Raw genomic sequence first — 17,877 nt, 5'->3', positions numbered from 1 at the left:
TGTTCGTGCATTTCGGGGGGATTGCACCATGCCATATCGTCAGGCGCACTGGTTCGTGGGCGGCGTGCTGCTCGTCATCCTCGCCGGTTTCTGGTTCAGCTATTTCACCGCCGCGGCAGTGCCGCTGGCCTTCCATGTCCACGCGCTCAGCGCTTCGGCCTGGCTGCTGCTGCTGATCGTCCAGCACCTCGCTATCCACCGCCGCCAGAACGGCCTGCACCGGCAATTGGGCTGGGCCAGCTTCGCGCTGTTTCCGCTGCTGATCCTCGGCTTCACGATGATCATCAACGTCTCGGCGCAGGCCTTTGCCAAGGGCAGCAGCCCCTTCAGCGTCTATCTCGGGCCCTCGTTCGGCATCGGCATGGCGCTCGCCATCGCCGCCTATCTCACCCTGTTCTTCCAGGCGCTGCGCCACCGCCGCAACGTCCATCTCCACGCCGGCTACATGCTCGCCACGCCGTTGATCCTGTTCGAATCCCCGTTTTCGCGGGTGATGGGCATGTTCGCGCCGTGGATGAACATCATCGGCAGCAGCGGCCCGCAAGAGGTGCTGGACACCATCGCCTTGTCTGACGGCATTGCCGTGATCTTCGCGCTTGGCCTTTATGCCGCCAACCGCCGGCACGGCACGCCGTGGCTGGTCGCCGCCGGCTTCATGGCGGCCCAGGCCATCGCGATGTGGTATGCGCCGTTCGTGCCGCAGCTGGGCCCGGCCTTTGGCGCCTATGCCACCTTGCCGCTGGGCCTCACCGCCGCGATCGGCATTGCCGCAGGGGCCGGCGCCGGCTGGCTGGGCTGGCGGGCCGGCAAACGGCCGCGCCGCGTGGCCCAACCCGCCTGATCACAGCCAGAAGCGCACGCCCGTCCGCACCGACCAGCCGCCGGGATTTTCGCCGGCCGCGCGCGCCAGCCGGCTCGATTCGCCCAGCCGCCGCTCAAACATCACCGCAACATAAGGCGCCACCCGCCGCGTCACCTCATATCGCGTCAGCACCCCGGTCTCGACAATGGCCGGGCCCGGCGCGATCAGCCGTTCCGGCACCCGCGTGGCGTAAATGTCGGTCTCGAACAGCGGCTGCACCACCAGCCGGTTGGTCAGCCTGAGGTCGAAACTCTGGCGCAGGCGAAACAGCACATCGCCCTTCAGGCCAACGAACATATGGGCTTCGGTTTCAAAGAACAGCGGCGCCAGCCCCTGCACCCCAAGCACCGCATAGGTGCGGGCATCGGGCTGGATATCGTGGCGCACGCCGGCCTGCAGATCGAAGAACATGGCGATGTTGCGGCTGTAGAGCGCCTGGAACTCGCTCTGCTCCAATCTGGGCCCCTTGGTCTCGCCTTCGGTGCGCCACCAGAATTTGTTGATGTCCCCGCCGATCCAGCCCTGCGCCTCCCAATTTGCGACCAGCTTGCCGTCAAAGCGGGTGAGATCGGCCTCCTCCACCAGGGTGAAATTGTTGATGGCATCGCCATGGCCATGGCCTTCCTTCGCCACAGCCGGCGCTGCCAGCACGGCCGCGATCAGCAATGCGCGCATCAGTGCACGTGCCCTGCCGGCAGGCTGCCATCGGCCCGCGCCACCACCAGCTTGGCCATCATGCCGCTGTTCATGTGATAGAGCAGGTGGCAGTGCAGCGGCCATTCGCCGGCCTCGTTGGCGGTGAAGACGATCGATTGCGTGCGCCCCGGCGCCACCGCGATCACATTTTTTTCCGGCATCAGGCCCGGCGCCTGGCCATTCTCCACGTCAAAGAACATGCCGTGCAGGTGCATCGGGTGGGCCATCATCGTCTCGTTGATGAAGGTCAGCCGCACCCGCTCGCCGAATTTCACCATGATCGGCGGCCCTTCGCCGAACTTCTGGCCGTTCAGCGTCCAGATATAGCGTTCCATATTGCCCTGCAGTCGCAGCACGATCTCACGAGTCGGCGGCGGCTGGTCCTTCGGGTTCAAGGCCACAAGATCGCGGATGGAGAGCACCCGCGCGCCATAAGGCGCGCCGGTGGCCCAGCCAAACACCCGGCCGCTGCCATCGGTGTCGCCTTCGCGGCCCAGCACCGGCATGTGCATGCCCTTCATCTGGCTGTGGTCCATGCCGGCCATCGGATCGCGGCCAAAGCCATAATCCACCACCGGATAGGGGGTGGCGCCCTCGGGCCGGCTGGCCGCGGCCACCGCCGTGCCCACGCGCAGCGCCATTTTGGGCGTGCAATGCCCCATCGCCGCATGTTCGGGCGGGCAATCGGGATCGGCCGCCGCCGCCACCGCCGGCGCCTTGGGCGTGCAATGCCCCATCGCCGCATGCTCGGGCGGGCAATCGGGATCGGCCGCCGCCGCCACCGCCGGCGCCTTGGGCGTGCAATGCCCCATCGCGGCATGCTCGGGCGGGCAGTCAGGGTCTGCGGCAGCAGCCGGCTTCGCCCCGGCCGGCTGGCAATGGCCCATGGCGGCATGTTCGGCCGAGCAGGCCTCGCCCGGGGCCGGCATGCTGTGGCCCATCTCGGCCAGCAACAGCACCTGCTTCGGCCGCGGCGCCGGTGCCGTCACCGGCAGGGCGGGATCGCTGGTCAGGGCGGCCAGCACGCTCGCCCGCCGGTCCAGCGTTTCCACCCAAAGCGCATGGGCGCCGGCTTGCGGCTCCACGATCATATCCCAGGTTTCAGCCACCCCGATGCGCAGCTCGTCCACCAGCACAGGCTGAACCGGCCGGCCATCGGCGGCCACCACCGTCATGGTCACGCCGGGGATCCGCACGTCGATGAAGCTCATCGCGCTGCCGTTGATCAGGCGCAGCCGCAGCCGCTGGCCCGGCACGAACCGCACCACCGGCCGCGCCGCCGTCGGCTGGCCATTGGCCAGCAGCGCGTATCCCGTTACATCGGCGATGTCGGTCGCATCCATGCGCATCTGGCCCCAGGCCCGGCGCTCGGCCAGCGTCGCCTTCATCCCGAACTTCTTCGCGTCGCGCAGCAGATCGGGCAGCGTGCGCTTGTTCCAGTTGTAATAACCGCTGTCGGCCTTCAAATTCCTCATCACCTGGCCAGGGTCTTCGCGCGTGTGGTCGGAAAACAATATCACCTGCTCGGCATCGGCTTTGATGGGGTCGTCACCGGCCGGATCGATGATCAGCGCGCCATATTGCCCGGCCTGTTCCTGGCCTTCCGAATGGGCGTGATACCAATAGGTGCCGCTCTGCCGGATGCGGATCCGATAGGTGTAGGTCTCGCCCGGCGCGATGCCCTTGAAGCCGTTGAAGCCCGGCGCGCCGTCAAAGGGCCCGTCCACCAGCAGACCATGCCAGTGGATGGAGGTCGGCCGATCGAGGCGGTTCGTCACCCGCACCACCGCCTCCTCGCCCTCGCGAAAGCGCAACACGGGGCCGGGCACGCTGCCGTTGATGGCAATCACCTGATCGGTGCGGCCGGGCACGATCTGCATTTGGCGGCGTTCCACCACCAGGTCATGCGTCGCCGCCTGCACCGCCACCGGCAGCAGCAGGCCCAGCATCAGCAACCAGAAACGCACGGGGTTCATCATCACCATCCACCAGCCCTTACGGCCACGCCCCGCATTACGCACGTGCAACATCGTCGCCCTCATGCCGCCAGCATCCAGCCGGCCATGGCCAGCATCATCAGATTTTCCAGCAACGACACGAAGCCCAGCGGCACATTGCTGCCGCCGCCCACACAGGCGCAGGTCAGGCTGCGCCGCTCGATATAGACGGCCTTGATCACCGAAACCGCGCCGATGCTGCCGATGACCAGCGCGATGGCGCTGCCCAGCCACACCAGCTGGCCCGACAGCATCAGCAGCCCCGCCGCCGCCTCGGCCCAGGCATAGACATGGGCATAGGGCAGCCAGGCCCGGGCCAACAGATCATAGCCCAGGAATCCGGTCACAAAGCCCTCGATATCCTTCAGCTTGAGAAAGGCCAGCAAGCACATCGCCAGCGCCGCCGCCCATTCCACGGCATGCAGGGTGAACGGGCTGCCCATGCTGGCCTGGCTGAAGGCCATCGCCATGGCGCCAGCCATGGCAAACAGCGCGATCACCGGGCGATAGGTCAACGCCTTGGGATCGTGCAGCTTCAGCCCCAGATACTGGCGCAGATCATCATGGCCGCCGATGCGCTGGCCGGCGATCCACACCTGCGGGGTGGTCTTCACGCCGTGCGCGGCCTTGAACGCCTCCACCTCGGCCCTGCTGGTCAGCAGCCGTTCCTCGAACCGGAAGCCGGCCATGCGCAGCAGGTGCCGCGCCTTCAGCCCCCAGGGGCAGACATGATCCGGCAGGGCCATGCGAACCAGCAGGGCGGTGCGGGGCAATTGGGCATCCATCGTCGTCTTGTCCTTGTTGCGATTCCATCGAGTCGCCTGTTCATAGCCTCCGTACCATGATACAGAGTCAAGCCATGGCCCGTCCGCTCACCATCGCCCGTCTTGCCGCCACCGCCGGGGTCGGGGTCGAAACCATCCGCTTCTATCAGCGCAAGGGCCTGTTGCCGGTGCCCGCCGCCAGCGGCGCGGTGCGCCATTATGATGATGCCGATGTCAGCCGCCTCGCCTTCATCCGCACGGCTCAGGCCGCCGGTTTCAGCCTGAAGGAAATTGCCGAGCTGCTGGCGCTGGATGCCGGGCGCGACCGGGGACGGGTGCGCACCCTGACCGGGGAACGCATCGCCGCCATCGATGCCCGGCTGGCCGAACTCGCCGCTGCCCGCACGGCGCTGGCCAGCCTGCTGCACGAATGCGCCGAAGGTGATGATGGCCCCTGCCCGATCATCGCCACCTTCACCGGCCATGGCTGCCACCCGGCGCCAAACCATGGTAAGCTGCCGGCCGCGCCTGCACGGGGCTGAGGGCGGGCGCGCACCCTTGCGTATCATGCGCACAGGAGAGGATGATGAACAGGCTCGACAGCGATCTCGCCGCCCTGGGCGCCAGCCCGGCGCCAGCCGGCCTCGCCCGGCTGGAACGGGCGCTGATGTTCCGCGTGCTCGCCCATGATCCGGCCAGCGCCTGGCCGCTGCGCACGGCGCTTGCCGCCACTGCGCTCGCCATGGGAATCGCCATCGGCCTGCAACCGGCGGCGCCAGCGGCTGATCCGCTGCATCTGGCGCTGCTGCAGGGCGATCACCAGTTGCTGCCCTCCAGCCTGCTGGCCACCCGGCTGTGATGGCGCGCAGCTGGATTGCGCCGGTGCTGCTGTCGCTGCTCGCCGGCCTGGGCGGCGCTGTCGCCGGCCAGCGCCTCGCGGCGCCTGCGCCCACCGCCAGCCTGCACGAACGCATGCACGACGCGCTCAACCTCTCGGACGCGCAACAGGCCCGCATCCACCGCCTGGAAGAGCAATTCGCCCGCGAACGCATCACCCACGAAGCCGCCATGCGCGCCGCCGATGCCCGGCTGGCCGCCGCCATGCTGCGCGAAGGCCGCTATGGCCCCGGCGTCGCTGCCGCCGTCGATGATGTGCACCGCGCCATGGGCGATCTGCAAAAGGCCAGCATCACCCACATGTTTGCCATGCGCAGCCAGCTCGATGCCGGGCAGCAACGCATCTTTGACCGGATCATCGCCACCAGCCTGATCGACAGACAAGCACAATGATCCCGCTGGATCAGCAGGCGCTGGCCCAGGCGGCCGCCGGCGGGACCAGCCGCGACGAACAATGGGCGGCCTTTTCCATCCTGGTCAGCCTGCACAAGGATCGGTTGTTCCAGATCATCCGCCGCATGACCGGCGATGATGATGCAGCGCTGGATCTGCTGCAGGATGTGTTTGCCAATCTGTGGCGGGCGCGCAGCCAATATGATGCGGCCTACAGCTTTGGCGCCTGGGCCACCCGCACCGCCATCAACCGGGTGCGCGACTGGCGGCGGCGGCGGCGCGTGCGTCAGCTGGTGGCCGGCTGGCTGCCGCTGGTCGATGCCCCCGATCCGCCCGATCCTGCCCCACTGCCCGATGCCAGCGCCGCCGATCGCCAGCGCCTGAACGCGGTGGCCGCCGCCATCGCCCGCCTGCCCACCGGCCTGTCCGCCCCGCTGCTGCTCACCAGCATCGACGGGCTCAGCCACGCGGAAGCCGCCGCCCTGCTCGGCCTCACCCGCAAGGCCGTCGAACTGCGCATCGCCCGCGCCCGCAAGCAGATCATCGCCGAGGTGGGCGACGACTAACCGTGCGCGCCAAAATGATTGGCGATCGCGATGCTGGTCAACGGGATCAGCCGCGCCGCCTCGGCAATCGGTGCGATGAAGCGGCGCTCGATCCCGGCATAGGCCGCCGGATCGCCATCGGGCCAGTCGCTCGGCTCGGTCATGGCATAATCGGCCAGATCGGGCGCTGACACCGGAAAGGCCCGGCGCAACTGCGCCAGTGCCTCGTCCACGCGAAGGCTCAGGATCATCTCGATCACGTCATCCCGGCTGATGTCGTTGCGCGCCGAAAAGGCCGGCACCTCCACCACGCGCAGGAACATGTGCTGCATCAGGCCCAGCCGCACCGCATGCAACACGCCCAGCGTGCGCCGCGTCGCCTCGGCGGCCGGCGCTGCCACCGCCTCTTCCGGCACATGGGCCAGCAGCTGGCGCAGCTTGATATTGTCCACCCGCAACATGGAGGCGAGGCGGCGGAACTGACCCGAGCGGTCATCCTCCACCAGCCGTTCGGCCAGCGCCAGGCACGGGCGCGCCAGCGCCATTTCGGTGCCGCGATAGGGGCGGGTCGCCCAATAGGCACTGTTGAACAGCTCGCCATAGGCCGCCAGCGTCTTGATGCTGGCGATGGCGTTGGCCGCGCCGACCAGGCCCAAGATCTGTCGCCCGCGCGCCGATCCGCTCATCAACGCGCCCAGCCCTTCCTGCGCGCTGGCCGCCGCCGTGCCCACTCCGGCCAGCACATTCACCGGATAGCCCAGCTGCTGCAGAATGGCGTTGTGCGGGATCGCCCGGATCGATCGCAGGCTGGCATCCCGGTCGCGGCCCAGATCGGATTGCCGCTTCAACCGGCGCGAACCCGTGGTGGGGATCAGGCCCAGGCCAAAGGCGGTGATGGCGCGGGCATAGGGCCGCGCTTCGAACAGGCCGCGCTGGTGGCGGCGGATCATGCGGTAATAGTCGAGGGAAAGATCGGTGCGGGTATAAAATTCGTCCGCCGCGCCGCCCTCCGCCAGCCCCGGCGCAATTTCGGCAATGCGGGCCAATGTCGCCAGCGCCAACGCATCGGCCCCGAAAAACAGAAATCCATCGCCGCCCTGGAAACTGGCCTCGGCCTCCACCCTGATGCCGGCGGCGGCAAATTGCGCCCGCGCCCAGCGGCTCAAGGGCCAGGCCAGCCGATCGGTGAAGCTCGCCGGATGCGCGCCGCGGCCCATCGATTCGCCATGGGTGTTGAAAATCAGCGCCGCCACGTCGGCGAGGCCATTGGCCTTCATCGCGCGCGCCAGCCGCCCTTGCAGCCGCTCGATGGCCAATGCCGCCGGGATCTGGCCGACAAAGCGCCCGGCATCGGAAAAGCCGGTCTGGATCGCCACCCGCCCGCGTGCCCGCGCATGCGCGCGATAGGCCGGCTCGGCCAGCAGCGCGTCCAGGAACCGGCCGCCATGCTCCAGCGCCGTCTCCGTCTCGAACAGCGGCGACACGTCCACCTTGTGATCAATGCCGAACAGCCGCGCGAAATAAAGCGCGGCCAGCACCGTCTGCGGCTGCTCGCACTCGGCGATCAGCAACCGGATCGGCGCATCTTCGTCGATATGCTTCAGCATCGCCGCCATGGCGAGGAACTGGCGCACCGCCGTGGTGCTCTCCACCGCCAGCGCGGCAAAATTGCTCCTCAGCGGCTTCACCTCGGCCAGCAGGCGGCGCAGCCGGATCAGCGCCTGGCCGCTGGCCAGATCAAGCCCGCCATCGGCATCGATGCGGCGGCGGATGGCATTGTGCAGCTGCGCCGCGTTCACCCGGAAATGGATATGGCCCATGCCCAGCCCATCGGCGGCCATCGCCGCCGCCAGGCCCAGATGGCCGCGCGTCCGCAAATCGGCGATGATTGGCGTCAGGCTGGTCAGCGCATCAGCATCGCCGGCCGTCACCCGGTTGGCGATGGCCGACAGCGCCGCCGGATCATCGGTGTCGCCAGCCAGCAGCGCTGCCACGCCGGCCGCCTGGGTCGCCGCCCGCGCCAGCCGCCCGGCCAGCGCCGCCTCGCCCAAGGCCGCCGCCGCCTCGGCATAATGGCCCAGCCGCACCGCCTTTTCCTCGGCCCGGAACCGCAAACTGGTCGCCCAGCCGATATCGGTGCGGCCATCCATGTCATAGCCAACCCAGGTCGCCAGCCGGAACAGGCAGGGCGTCAGATCGCGCCACTGATCAGGAAAGGCGGTGGCCGCCACATCCAGCACCACGGCGTGCAGCCGGTCCCGCGCCGCCATCGCCCGGGTGATCGCCGCCAGCACGGCGCCATGCTCATCCTCCAGGGCAGGCAACGGCCGCTCCACCGTCGGGGCCAGCGCCACCGGCACCCCGGTCACTGCGCTTTCGGCCACCGCGTCATACTCGGCCGGCGTCAACAGGAAGGTCGGGTGGGCAGTAAACACGATGTGCAGCAGCGGCGCCTCCCACCGCGCCTGAAACGCCGCAAAATCCCCCGCTTCGGCACTCGCCTCCACCTGCGCGCGGAATCCGGCCAGATTGGCATCATCATCGATCGGCGCCAGCAACCCGGCCAGCCGGTCGCTGCGGGCCTGCAGCCCTTCGCGCCCCAGCTCGGCAATCACCCCGGCCAGCCCGGCCAGCGTCACCTCGCCCGCCTCCAGCGCGCGGGAAATCTCCAGCCCCAGCTGGAACACCGGGTTGAACAGCGGCGTTTCGGCGGTGCGGGCGTGCAGTTCACCCAGGCGCTGGCGATAAGTCTCGATCATGGCCGCCATGTTTGCCCCGGATCAGCCGGCGGGCAAGCAGAGAATGTCGCAGTGCAGCATGATTGCCAATTCGCCATGTGGCGACGGGCGGTTACGCCCCCTTGCGGCCTGCCTTCTCGTCAAGGCCCGACACGCCGTCGCGGCGGGCGAGTTCGGTGCGGATATCATCAAACGTCAGCCCGGCATCGGCGAGCAGCACGGCAAGGTGGAAGATCAGATCGGCGGCTTCGCTCACCATCCCGGCCTTGTCGTCGGCAACGGCGGCGATCACCAGCTCCACCGCCTCCTCGCCCAGCTTTTGCGCCTGCTTGGCACGGCCCTTGGCGGTGAGCTTGGCGACATAGGAGCTGGCCGGATCGGCGCTGCGGCGCTCCATCACCGTGGCGAGCAGCTGGTCAAAGCGATCCATGATAGACCTCCCGCACGGGCAGGCCGGCGCCGGCCAGCGCGGCGCGGGCTTCGGCGATCGTCACCTGGCCGAAGTGGAAGATGGAGGCGGCGAGCACGGCCGAAGCATGGCCCTCAGCCACGCCGCTGACAAGATCGGCAACACCGCCAACCCCGCCCGAGGCGATGACCGGCACCGGCACCGCGTCAGCGATGGTGCGGGTCAGCGCCAGGTCATAGCCGGCGCGGGTGCCGTCGCGGTCCATGGAGGTGAGCAGGATTTCGCCCGCACCCAGGCGCGCCGCTTCGATGGCATAGGCCACCGCATCGATGCCGGTGGGCTTGCGGCCGCCGTGGGTGAAGATTTCCCATGTGCCGGGCGCGGTCTGCTTGGCATCGACCGCGACCACCACGCATTGCTCGCCAAAGCGCATGGCGAGCTCGCCGATCAGGGCGGGGCGGGCGACGGCGGCGCTGTTCACCGCCACCTTGTCCGCCCCTGCCAGCAGCAGCGCGCGGGCATCCTCGACGCTGCGCACGCCGCCGCCCACGGTCAACGGCATGAAGCATTGATCGGCGGTGCGTTCGACAATGTCGATCAGCGTGCCGCGGCCTTCGTGGCTGGCGGTGATGTCGAGGAAGCACAGCTCATCGGCGCCGGCGGCATCATAGGCGGCCGCGGCCTGCACCGGATCGCCGGCGTCCTTCAATTCGACGAAGTTCACGCCCTTCACCACGCGGCCGCCGGCCACGTCGAGACAGGGGATGATGCGGACGGCGAGGGTCATGCCGCCGCGACCGCGATGGCCTCGGCCAGGTCGAGCCGGCCATCATAAAGCGCCCGGCCAGTGATGACGCCCTCGATCCCCGGTTTGCCGACCAGCGCATGGATATCGGCGATGGAGGCGACACCACCCGATGCGATCACCGGCAGGCTGGTCTGGGCGGCGAGCGCCACTGTCGCCTCGACATTCACGCCCTTCAACAGGCCGTCGCGGCCAACATCGGTGAACAGCACGGCGGCCACCCCGGCATCCTCGAACCGCTTGGCCAGATCGGCCACGTGCAGGGTGGAGACATCGGCCCAGCCGCGCGTTGCCACCAGGCCATCGCGGGCATCGACGGCCACCACGATGCGGCCCGGATGATCGGCAGCGAGGCCCTTGACCAGATCGGGATTGTCGAGCGCGGCGGTGCCCATCACCACACGCGTCACGCCCGCACCAAACCAGCGTTCCGCGTCACCGGCGGTGCGGATGCCGCCACCAACCTGCACGATCCCGCCACCAAAACCCGAAATGGCGGCACGCACGGCAGCTTCGTTACGCGCTTCGCCGGCAAAGGCGCCATCCAGATCGACCACATGCAGATGCGTCGCCCCGGCGGCACGGAACAGCGCGGCCTGGGCGGCGGGATCATCGGCATAAACGGTGGCGCGGTTCATGTCGCCTTCGGCCAGGCGGACGCATTGGCCGCCCTTCAGATCGATGGCGGGAAAGATAATCATGAATTCAACCAGTTATGAAGGAAGGCCAGGCCATAGGTCTGGCTCTTTTCGGGGTGGAACTGCACGCCGGTGATATGACCGCGCTTGACGATGGCCGCAAACCGCCCGCCATGATCGGCCACCGCCTGCACATCGGCTGGGTCATCGGGCGCAAAGGCATAGGAGTGGACGAAATAGGCATCACCCGACGGCACCGGCGCGCCGTTCACGGCCTCCACCCGGTTCCAGCCCATGTGCGGGATTTTCAGCGCATTATCAGTGGGTTCCAGCCGCTTGACGATGCCCGGCAGCCAGCCCAGCCCGGCATGGATGCCATGCTCATGGCCCTCGCTGGCCAGCAATTGCATGCCGACACAAATGCCCAGGAACGGCACGCCACGCGCCATCACCGCCTCGTTCAGCGCCGCCTCGATCCCAGTCTTCTCGCGCAACTGGTTGATGCAATGGGCAAAGGCGCCAACGCCGGGCAGCACCACGCGCCCCGCGGCGGCAATGGTGCCCGGATCATCCGTCACCACCACGCGCGCGCCGGCCTTCTCCAGCGCCCGCGCCGCAGAGCGCAGGTTGCCGGCACCATAATCGATCAGCGCAACCTGGTCAGGCACCACCAAGCGTGCCCTTTGTGCTTGGAATCGCATCACTTTTGCGCGGATCAATGGCCACCGCCGCCCGCAGCGCCCGGGCCACGCCCTTGAAGCAGCTTTCGGCGATATGGTGGTTGTTGACGCCGTACAGCGTCTCGATGTGCAGGGTGATCCCCGCCGAACCGGCAAAGGCGGCAAAGAATTCCTTGAACATCTCGGTGTCCAGTGTGCCCAGCTTGGGCTGGGTGAAGCTGGTGCGCCAGACGAGATAGGGCCGGCCCGAAATGTCGAGCGCCACGCGGGTCAGCGTCTCGTCCATCGGGATCAGCGCATCGCCATAACGGGTGATGCCGCGCCGATCACCCAAGGCCTTGGCCACGGCCTCACCCAAGGCGATGCCGGTGTCTTCGGTGGTGTGGTGGCCATCGATGTGCAGATCGCCCACGGTCTTCACCGTCAGATCGATCAGGCTGTGGCGCGACAGCTGTTCCAGCATGTGATCAAGGAAGCCGATCCCGGTCGACACCTCATAGGTGCCGCTGCCATCAAGGTTCACATGCACCTCGACCTGGGTTTCCTTGGTGACGCGGGAAATGCTCGCCGTACGCATCGCTCATGCTCCTTGGGCGCAAGCGCCTAGAGCATTGCTGCAACAGGGGCAAGTTTGGGCGCCCCCTTGCGGCATCGGAGCTGGCGGTGCAGGTTGAGATCATGGGCAGTAAAGGCGTTGATTTCAGGCTCGCAGTGTTGATTGACGGCGAGAATGTGCCGGCAAAAGACGCCGGCGCCCTGTTCACACAAGTCAACAAGCTGGGCGTCCCGATCATCAAGCGCGTTTATGGCGATTTTACCAAGCCGAGCGTCAAGGACTGGCCCAAGGCCATCAGCCAATTTGGCGGCAAGGCTGAGCAGAATGGCCACACATCTTCCGGCAAGAATGCCAGCGACATTGCACTCGTGGTGGATGCCATGGATTTCCTGCACAAGCGTTCGGTCGATGGCTTTTGCATCGTTACCGCTGACGGTGATTTCACCAGCTTCGCCAAGCGTGCCCGCGAGGAGGGCTTCAAGGTCTATTGTTTCGCCCACAGCACCGCAGCCAAGGCCTTGAAGGCAGCCTGCGACGGATTTTTCCCGTTGACCAAGGCTGTCGCGGCAACGGTTGCAGCAGCGCCCGTCACTCCCGCGGAAAAGGCAAAGGCCGCGCAACCTGCACCGGCCAAACAACCCAGGCTGGCCGTTGCATGGATCCACGATGCCCTGCCCGCCAATCCGGAATGGATGACATTGAGCGCACTTGGCATCGCCCTGCGTCAGGTGCACCCAACCTATCTCAAGCAGACCGGCTTTGCCTCCTTGAAGAAACTATTGTCAGCTTTGAATGACCGGTTCGAGCAGGGCATGGGCACCGACGGCAAGACAGCGCAGGTCCGCCGCCGCAAGGCCTGACCCCCTTTTACTCTGGCCACCGCGCCCTACATGGGCCAGCGAAAGGCATAATCATGAGCGAACTCCCGCAATTCCACGGCACCACCATCGTTTCCGTCCGCAAGGATGGCCAGGTTGTCGTTGCCGGCGATGGCCAGGTGACGATGGGGCAGACGGTGATGAAGCCCAATGCCAAGAAGGTCCGCCGGCTTGGCCCCAAGGGCGAGGTGATTGGCGGCTTTGCCGGGGCGACGGCGGATGCCTTCACCCTGTTCGAACGGCTCGAGGCCAAGCTGGAGCGCCATCCGGGCCAATTGCTGCGCGCCGCCGTCGAACTGGCCAAGGATTGGCGCACCGACCGCTATCTGCGGCGGCTAGAGGCCATGATGATCGTGGCCGACAGGCAGGTGACGCTGGTCATCACCGGCAATGGCGATGTGCTGGAGCCGGTGGGCGGCATCGCCGCGATCGGTTCGGGCGGCAATTTCGCCCTAGCCGCTGCCCGCGCGCTGGCCGACAGCGCCCATGACGCCGAAACCATCGCCCGGCGCGCCATGAAAATTGCCGCCGATCTGTGCGTTTACACCAACGAGGAATTGACCGTGGAAGTGATGCCGGCCGGAGATGCCGCATGAGCGCGAGCCTGACCCCGAAGGCCATTGTGGCAGCGCTGGATCGCCACATCATCGGCCAGGCCGATGCCAAGCGCGCTGTCGCCGTTGCCCTGCGCAACCGCTGGCGCCGGCAGCAATTGCCCGACGATCTGCGTGACGAGGTGGTGCCCAAGAATATCCTGATGATCGGCCCGACCGGCTGCGGCAAGACCGAGATCAGCCGCCGCTTGGCCAAGCTGGCCAATGCCCCGTTCATCAAGGTGGAGGCCACCAAGTTCACCGAGGTTGGCTATGTTGGCCGCGATGTTGATTCGATCATCCGCGACCTGGTGGAGGAATCGATCCGGCTGGTGCGCGAAACCCGCCGCGCCGCGGTGAAGGACAAGGCGGAGGATGCCGCCATGGCCCGGCTGCTCGACGCGCTGGTGGGCAAGGATGCCAGCGAAGCGACGCGGCTGGCCTTCCGCCAGCGCTTTGACGCCGGTGATCTGAAGGGCCGCGAGGTGGAGATCGAGGTGGCCGAAGCCCCGCCCAGCTTTGAAATGCCCGGCATGCAGCCCGGTCAGGTTGGCATGATCAACCTTTCGGACATGATGGCCAAGGCCATGGGCGGGCGGACCAAGCGCCGCAAGATGAAGGTGGAAGCGGCGTGGGACGCCCTGCTGGCCGAGGAATCGGACAAGCGGCTGGATGACGAGGAAATCCAGCGCGAAGCCATCCGGCAAGCGCAGGACAATGGCATCGTGTTCCTCGACGAAATCGACAAGATCGCCGTGTCGGACGTGCGCGGCGGCAGCGTGAGCCGCGAAGGCGTGCAGCGCGATCTGCTGCCGTTGATCGAAGGCACCACGGTGGCGACCAAATATGGCCCGGTGAAGACCGACCATATCCTGTTCATCGCATCGGGCGCCTTCCATGTCGCCAAGCCATCCGATCTCTTGCCCGAACTGCAGGGCCGCCTGCCGATCAGGGTCGAGCTGAAGGGCCTGACCGAGGATGATTTCCGTCGCATCCTGTCGGACACCGATGCCAGCTTGATCCGCCAATATGCGGCTTTGCTCGGCACTGAAGGTGTCACACTGGCGATCACGCCCGACGGGATCGACGCCATCGCCCGCACCGCGGCGCAGGTGAACGAGACGGTCGAAAACATCGGCGCCCGCCGCCTGCACACGGTCATGGAAAAGCTGCTGGAGGCCATCAGCTTTGACGCCAGCGACCGCACCGGCGAAACCGTGACGGTGGATGCCGCCATGGTGGCCAGCGAACTTGGCGAGATCGCCGGCAACCGCGACCTGTCGAAATATATCCTGTGAAGCGCCTCAGGCGCCGGTGAGGATCCGGTCCACCAGCTGCTTCACCGTCGGCACGAAGCGGTTGGAATAGAAGGGGTCGCTGGCAAAGCGATAGGCGGCATGGCCGGCAAAGGCGAGATTCTGATCGGGATCGCCGCCATGGGCGATTTCCTGCAGGGTCTTCTGGATGCAGAAGCTGCGCGGATCGGCCAGCCGGCCGGTGCTGTTGCCCTCATTGTCGGCCCAGGCCGAAAAGCCGCAGTGCGACAGGCAGCCCATGCAATCGGCCTGATCCTTGCGGATCGTGGTGCGTTCGGCCGGGGTGACGAACACCAGCGTGTTGTCTGGCGTCTTCAGGGCTTCGGTGAAGCCTTCGCCATGCCATGCCCGCGCGCGGTTCAGATCATCGCGGGTGACGAAATAGCGTTTGGAACCAACGCCCACATCCAGCGCGAACTGGTGATCGCCGGTGGCGGCGGTGGAAAAGGCAATCTGGCGCTCGCTGCGGGCTTCCAGCGCGCGCAGGAAGGGATTGCGGATCGCCGAGGAATAAAAGCCGGTCGGCGAGAATTTGTGCAGCAGGATATCGCCCTTGTTCAGATCGAACAGCCGCTGTTTCCAGGAATCGGGGATCGGGCTTTCCTGGGTGAGCAGCGGGCGGGTGCCAAACTGGAACACCACCTGGCCCAGTTCCGGATTGTCGAGCCAGTTGGACCATTCGTCCAGCCGCCACACGCCGCCGGCCATCACGATCGGCACTGATTCGGGCACGCCCAGTTCACGCATGGTGGCGCGCAGTTCGGCCACGCGCGGATAGGGGTCCTGCGGCTGGCGCGGATCTTCGGCGTTGGACAAGCCGTTGTGGCCACCGGCCAACCACGGGTCTTCATAGACCACCGCGCCCAGCCATTCGGCGGCCTTGGAATAGGCACGCTTCCAAAGCGCCCGGAAGGCGCGGGCAGACGAGATGATCGGATAATAATGCACGCCATATTGGGCGGCGATGTCGGACAATTTGTAGGGCATGCCGGCGCCGCAGGTGACGCCGTTGACCAGCCCCTTGGTGCGTTCCAGCACCCCGTGCAGCACCCGCTGGGCGCCGCCCATTTCCCACAACACATTGATGTTGATGGCACCAATGCCGCGCTTCAGTTCGGAAGCGGCGATCTCATAGGCGCGCTGCACCTGCTGCACCCCGCCTTCGATGGCATAGGCAATCAATTCTTCATGCCGGTCGCGGCGGGTGGCAGCCCGATAGATTTGCGGGATGATGCGGCCATCGCTGTCATAACTGTCGGCATTCACCGCCGAAACCGTGCCCACGCCGCCAGCCAGCGCCCACGCACCGGCCGAGGCATGGTTGGTGGCGGAAACGCCCTTGCCCCCTTCCACCAGCGGCCACACCTCGCGGCCACCCATCACCAGCGATTTCACACCCGAAAGCATTATAGTCCGTTCTGTCACGGCCGGCGGTTGCACCGGCCATGACATTATTGCGGCAAGTTCATGGCAAAGCGCAAGGCTTGGCTTTGTCTCAGGCTGGCAGCGGCACCGTTACCCGGCAGTAGCGGAAGGCCGGGCCATCGAGATCCACCCGCGGGATCACATCCTTTTCGGTCCAGTAGTCCTGGGTGTGGCGCCATTCATCGCCCGGCGCCGTGCGCGGCAGCAGATGCTGATCGCGGGTGAGATAATTGGGGTTGAAATCATCCGGATCGGCCCAGGGGCCCAGTTGCAGGCCGTCGGGGCTGCCGGCAAGATCGGGTGGCAGCACCACCTCGACCCTGTCGGCGCCTTTTGCATCCATATGGGCGAGCAGCCGGCAGGTGAATTCGGCAATCAGGTCGGACCGCAAGGTCCAGCTCGCCCGGAAATAGCCAAACACCCAGACAAGATTGGGCACCCCGGTGAACATCATGCCGCGCCAGGTCACGGTTTCGGCCAGATCCAGCGGCCGGCCGTCGATCGAGAAGCCAATGTCGCCAAACACGCACAGGTTGAACCCGGTGGCGAGCACGATCATGTCGGCCGGCACGTGGGCACCGTCGGCCATTTCCACGCCATCGGGGGTGAAGCGGGCGATGGTGCCGGTCACCACATCGGCCTTGCCGGCGCGGATGCCGGCAAACAGATCGCCATCCGGCACGAACGCCAGCCGCTGCCGCCACGGGCGATAGCTTGGCGTGAAGTGCCGCATGTCATAGCCGTCGGGCAGCAGCGCCTGCACCCCGGCCAGCAGTTCGGCGGCCACCGCATCGGGCGCGGCGCGGCATTGGCGCACGATCTGATCCTGATCATGGATGATCTTCTTGCGCACGATGTCGTGGATGGTGGATTCGTCCACCCCGATCGGGCGCAGCAGCTCGGCCAGCTCATTCTCGTTGCGGCCGGGCATGAACCAGGTTGGGCTGCGCTGGATCATGGTGATGTGGGCGGCGGTTTGCGCCATGGCCGGCACCACTGTGGCCGCCGTCGCGCCCGATCCGATCAGCACGACGCGCTTGCCGGCATAATCGGTCGCCTCGTCCCACTCCTCGGTGTGGAGGATCGGCCCCTTGAAATCGGCCATGCCGGGCCAATCCGGCCAATGGCCCTGGTGATGCCGGTAATAACCTTGCGCCATCCACAGGAATTTGGCGCGAAACTGGGCGCGGCTGCCATCGGGCCGGCGGGCGGTCAACGTCCAGCGCGCCGATCCACTGTCCCACGCGGCGGTTTCGATGCTGTGGTGGTAGCGGATGTGGCGATCAAGGCCGTTTTCCGCGATCATCTCGCCCAGATAGGCCTGGATTTCGGCGGCGGTGGCAATCGGCGGCCCCACCCACGGCTTGAAGCGGAAACCGAAGGTGTAAAGATCGGAATCCGACCGGATGCCGGGGAATTTGTGGGTGAGCCAGGTGCCGCCATAGCTCGCCTCGCGCTCCAGCACGACAAAGCGCTTGCCCGGCAAGCGGCTCTGCAGATGCCAGGCCGCCGACAGGCCGGAAATGCCGGCGCCCACCACCAGCACATCCACATCGCAGCAGCAGCCATCATCTTCGGGCCTGCGAGACACCGGCATGTCCATGATCAATCCTCCCAGCAAAGCTTGGCCAGTGTCGGCCGTGCGGGGCCTGGCCCGCCTTGATCTGGATCAAGCCGCACCCCTG

19 protein-coding genes are annotated in these 17,877 nt (G+C 66.7%); 8 read left to right on the top strand and 11 right to left on the bottom strand.

The genetic code is table 11. The annotated features are described in order from the left end of the window. Positions 1 to 28 precede the first annotated feature (28 nt). Entirely contained in the window at positions 29 to 841 is an 813-nt protein-coding gene (locus tag AC6BOR_RS12250) for a hypothetical protein (protein ID WP_498058678.1), read from the top strand. Here the strand turns inward: AC6BOR_RS12250 and AC6BOR_RS12245 are convergent, their stop codons facing one another. The 3 genes from AC6BOR_RS12245 to AC6BOR_RS12235 are packed head-to-tail and all read right to left on the bottom strand — an operon-like array spanning position 842 to position 4,340. Next, positions 842 to 1,537 carry a copper resistance protein B gene (locus AC6BOR_RS12245; RefSeq protein WP_498058677.1) on the bottom strand — a complete coding sequence of 232 codons (696 nt, stop codon included), beginning with the start codon at positions 1,535 to 1,537 and terminating at the stop codon, positions 842 to 844. Next, positions 1,537 to 3,537 (bottom strand): multicopper oxidase domain-containing protein, encoded by a 2,001-nt coding sequence (locus AC6BOR_RS12240; RefSeq protein WP_498058676.1) that lies wholly within the window; start codon positions 3,535 to 3,537, stop codon positions 1,537 to 1,539. The genes AC6BOR_RS12245 and AC6BOR_RS12240 overlap by 1 nt, the downstream gene beginning before the upstream one ends. Positions 3,538 to 3,596: 59 nt before the next feature. After that, entirely contained in the window at positions 3,597 to 4,340 is a 744-nt protein-coding gene (locus AC6BOR_RS12235) for a MauE/DoxX family redox-associated membrane protein (protein WP_498058675.1), read from the bottom strand. Positions 4,341 to 4,414: 74 nt separating this feature from the next. Between AC6BOR_RS12235 and AC6BOR_RS12230 the strand changes: the two genes are divergently transcribed. The 4 genes from AC6BOR_RS12230 to AC6BOR_RS12215 are packed head-to-tail and all read left to right on the top strand — an operon-like array spanning position 4,415 to position 6,175. Then, positions 4,415 to 4,861, top strand: coding sequence for a MerR family transcriptional regulator (locus tag AC6BOR_RS12230; RefSeq protein ID WP_498058674.1), 447 nt, complete (start codon positions 4,415 to 4,417; stop codon positions 4,859 to 4,861). A 41-nt stretch (positions 4,862 to 4,902) separates the two neighbouring features. Then, positions 4,903 to 5,178 (top strand): hypothetical protein, encoded by a 276-nt coding sequence (locus tag AC6BOR_RS12225; RefSeq protein ID WP_498058673.1) that lies wholly within the window; start codon positions 4,903 to 4,905, stop codon positions 5,176 to 5,178. Next, positions 5,178 to 5,609 (top strand): periplasmic heavy metal sensor, encoded by a 432-nt coding sequence (locus AC6BOR_RS12220; protein WP_498058672.1) that lies wholly within the window; start codon positions 5,178 to 5,180, stop codon positions 5,607 to 5,609. The genes AC6BOR_RS12225 and AC6BOR_RS12220 overlap by 1 nt, the downstream gene beginning before the upstream one ends. Next, positions 5,606 to 6,175: an RNA polymerase sigma factor gene (locus AC6BOR_RS12215; protein ID WP_498058671.1), complete on the top strand. Its 570-nt coding sequence runs from the start codon at positions 5,606 to 5,608 to the stop codon at positions 6,173 to 6,175. The genes AC6BOR_RS12220 and AC6BOR_RS12215 overlap by 4 nt, the downstream gene beginning before the upstream one ends. Here AC6BOR_RS12215 and AC6BOR_RS12210 read toward each other — a convergent pair. The 6 genes from AC6BOR_RS12210 to hisB form a co-directional block, all read right to left on the bottom strand. Then, positions 6,172 to 8,913 (bottom strand): phosphoenolpyruvate carboxylase, encoded by a 2,742-nt coding sequence (locus tag AC6BOR_RS12210; protein WP_498058670.1) that lies wholly within the window; start codon positions 8,911 to 8,913, stop codon positions 6,172 to 6,174. The two genes, AC6BOR_RS12215 and AC6BOR_RS12210, sit on opposite strands and share 4 nt — an antisense overlap. A 91-nt stretch (positions 8,914 to 9,004) precedes the next feature. Beyond that, positions 9,005 to 9,322, bottom strand: coding sequence for a phosphoribosyl-ATP diphosphatase (locus tag AC6BOR_RS12205; protein ID WP_498058669.1), 318 nt, complete (start codon positions 9,320 to 9,322; stop codon positions 9,005 to 9,007). Beyond that, entirely contained in the window at positions 9,309 to 10,088 is a 780-nt protein-coding gene (hisF, locus tag AC6BOR_RS12200; protein WP_498058668.1) for an imidazole glycerol phosphate synthase subunit HisF, read from the bottom strand. Before hisF ends, AC6BOR_RS12205 begins: the two co-directional genes overlap by 14 nt. Further along, positions 10,085 to 10,807: a 1-(5-phosphoribosyl)-5-[(5-phosphoribosylamino)methylideneamino]imidazole-4-carboxamide isomerase gene (gene hisA, locus AC6BOR_RS12195; protein ID WP_498058667.1), complete on the bottom strand. Its 723-nt coding sequence runs from the start codon at positions 10,805 to 10,807 to the stop codon at positions 10,085 to 10,087. The genes hisF and hisA overlap by 4 nt, the downstream gene beginning before the upstream one ends. Continuing rightward, positions 10,804 to 11,412, bottom strand: coding sequence for an imidazole glycerol phosphate synthase subunit HisH (gene hisH, locus AC6BOR_RS12190; RefSeq protein ID WP_498058666.1), 609 nt, complete (start codon positions 11,410 to 11,412; stop codon positions 10,804 to 10,806). The genes hisA and hisH overlap by 4 nt, the downstream gene beginning before the upstream one ends. After that, complete coding sequence (hisB, locus tag AC6BOR_RS12185) at positions 11,405 to 12,001, bottom strand: imidazoleglycerol-phosphate dehydratase HisB (protein ID WP_086115212.1); 597 nt, start codon at positions 11,999 to 12,001, stop codon at positions 11,405 to 11,407. Before hisB ends, hisH begins: the two co-directional genes overlap by 8 nt. A gap of 86 nt (positions 12,002 to 12,087) precedes the next feature. Between hisB and AC6BOR_RS12180 the strand changes: the two genes are divergently transcribed. Genes AC6BOR_RS12180 through hslU form a run of 3 tightly spaced genes read left to right on the top strand, consistent with a single transcriptional unit; the run spans position 12,088 to position 14,749 of the window. After that, positions 12,088 to 12,840, top strand: a complete 753-nt coding sequence (locus AC6BOR_RS12180) for an NYN domain-containing protein (protein ID WP_498058665.1) — start codon at positions 12,088 to 12,090, stop codon at positions 12,838 to 12,840. Positions 12,841 to 12,893: 53 nt separating this feature from the next. Next, entirely contained in the window at positions 12,894 to 13,454 is a 561-nt protein-coding gene (hslV, locus tag AC6BOR_RS12175) for an ATP-dependent protease subunit HslV (protein WP_498058664.1), read from the top strand. After that, entirely contained in the window at positions 13,451 to 14,749 is a 1,299-nt protein-coding gene (gene hslU, locus AC6BOR_RS12170) for an ATP-dependent protease ATPase subunit HslU (protein WP_498058663.1), read from the top strand. Before hslV ends, hslU begins: the two co-directional genes overlap by 4 nt. Before the next feature lie 6 nt (positions 14,750 to 14,755). Here the strand turns inward: hslU and AC6BOR_RS12165 are convergent, their stop codons facing one another. Beyond that, positions 14,756 to 16,174 (bottom strand): NAD(P)H-dependent flavin oxidoreductase, encoded by a 1,419-nt coding sequence (locus AC6BOR_RS12165; RefSeq protein WP_498058662.1) that lies wholly within the window; start codon positions 16,172 to 16,174, stop codon positions 14,756 to 14,758. Between the two features lie 88 nt (positions 16,175 to 16,262). After that, positions 16,263 to 17,783, bottom strand: a complete 1,521-nt coding sequence (locus tag AC6BOR_RS12160) for a flavin-containing monooxygenase (protein WP_498058661.1) — start codon at positions 17,781 to 17,783, stop codon at positions 16,263 to 16,265. Between the last annotated feature and the right edge of the window lie 94 nt (positions 17,784 to 17,877).

The organism is Sandarakinorhabdus sp. FBCC-B8862 (assembly GCF_059745315.1).
Note: the sequence above shows the minus strand (reverse complement) of the source record. Positions and strands in the feature narration are given on the sequence as shown.

Bases quoted from the DNA above. Each gene is read 5' to 3' on its own strand.
- AC6BOR_RS12250 (WP_498058678.1), top strand. From the start codon at position 29: ATGCCATATCGTCAGGCGCACTGGTTCGTGGGCGGCGTGCTGCTCGTC.
- AC6BOR_RS12245 (WP_498058677.1), bottom strand. From the start codon at position 1,537: ATGCGCGCATTGCTGATCGCGGCCGTGCTGGCAGCGCCGGCTGTGGCG.
- AC6BOR_RS12240 (WP_498058676.1), bottom strand. From the start codon at position 3,537: ATGATGAACCCCGTGCGTTTCTGGTTGCTGATGCTGGGCCTGCTGCTG.
- AC6BOR_RS12235 (WP_498058675.1), bottom strand. From the start codon at position 4,340: ATGGATGCCCAATTGCCCCGCACCGCCCTGCTGGTTCGCATGGCCCTG.
- AC6BOR_RS12230 (WP_498058674.1), top strand. From the start codon at position 4,415: ATGGCCCGTCCGCTCACCATCGCCCGTCTTGCCGCCACCGCCGGGGTC.
- AC6BOR_RS12225 (WP_498058673.1), top strand. From the start codon at position 4,903: ATGATGAACAGGCTCGACAGCGATCTCGCCGCCCTGGGCGCCAGCCCG.
- AC6BOR_RS12220 (WP_498058672.1), top strand. From the start codon at position 5,178: ATGGCGCGCAGCTGGATTGCGCCGGTGCTGCTGTCGCTGCTCGCCGGC.
- AC6BOR_RS12215 (WP_498058671.1), top strand. From the start codon at position 5,606: ATGATCCCGCTGGATCAGCAGGCGCTGGCCCAGGCGGCCGCCGGCGGG.
- AC6BOR_RS12210 (WP_498058670.1), bottom strand. From the start codon at position 8,913: ATGATCGAGACTTATCGCCAGCGCCTGGGTGAACTGCACGCCCGCACC.
- AC6BOR_RS12205 (WP_498058669.1), bottom strand. From the start codon at position 9,322: ATGGATCGCTTTGACCAGCTGCTCGCCACGGTGATGGAGCGCCGCAGC.
- hisF (WP_498058668.1), bottom strand. From the start codon at position 10,088: ATGACCCTCGCCGTCCGCATCATCCCCTGTCTCGACGTGGCCGGCGGC.
- hisA (WP_498058667.1), bottom strand. From the start codon at position 10,807: ATGATTATCTTTCCCGCCATCGATCTGAAGGGCGGCCAATGCGTCCGC.
- hisB (WP_086115212.1), bottom strand. From the start codon at position 12,001: ATGCGTACGGCGAGCATTTCCCGCGTCACCAAGGAAACCCAGGTCGAG.
- hslV (WP_498058664.1), top strand. From the start codon at position 12,894: ATGAGCGAACTCCCGCAATTCCACGGCACCACCATCGTTTCCGTCCGC.
- hslU (WP_498058663.1), top strand. From the start codon at position 13,451: ATGAGCGCGAGCCTGACCCCGAAGGCCATTGTGGCAGCGCTGGATCGC.
- AC6BOR_RS12165 (WP_498058662.1), bottom strand. From the start codon at position 16,174: ATGCTTTCGGGTGTGAAATCGCTGGTGATGGGTGGCCGCGAGGTGTGG.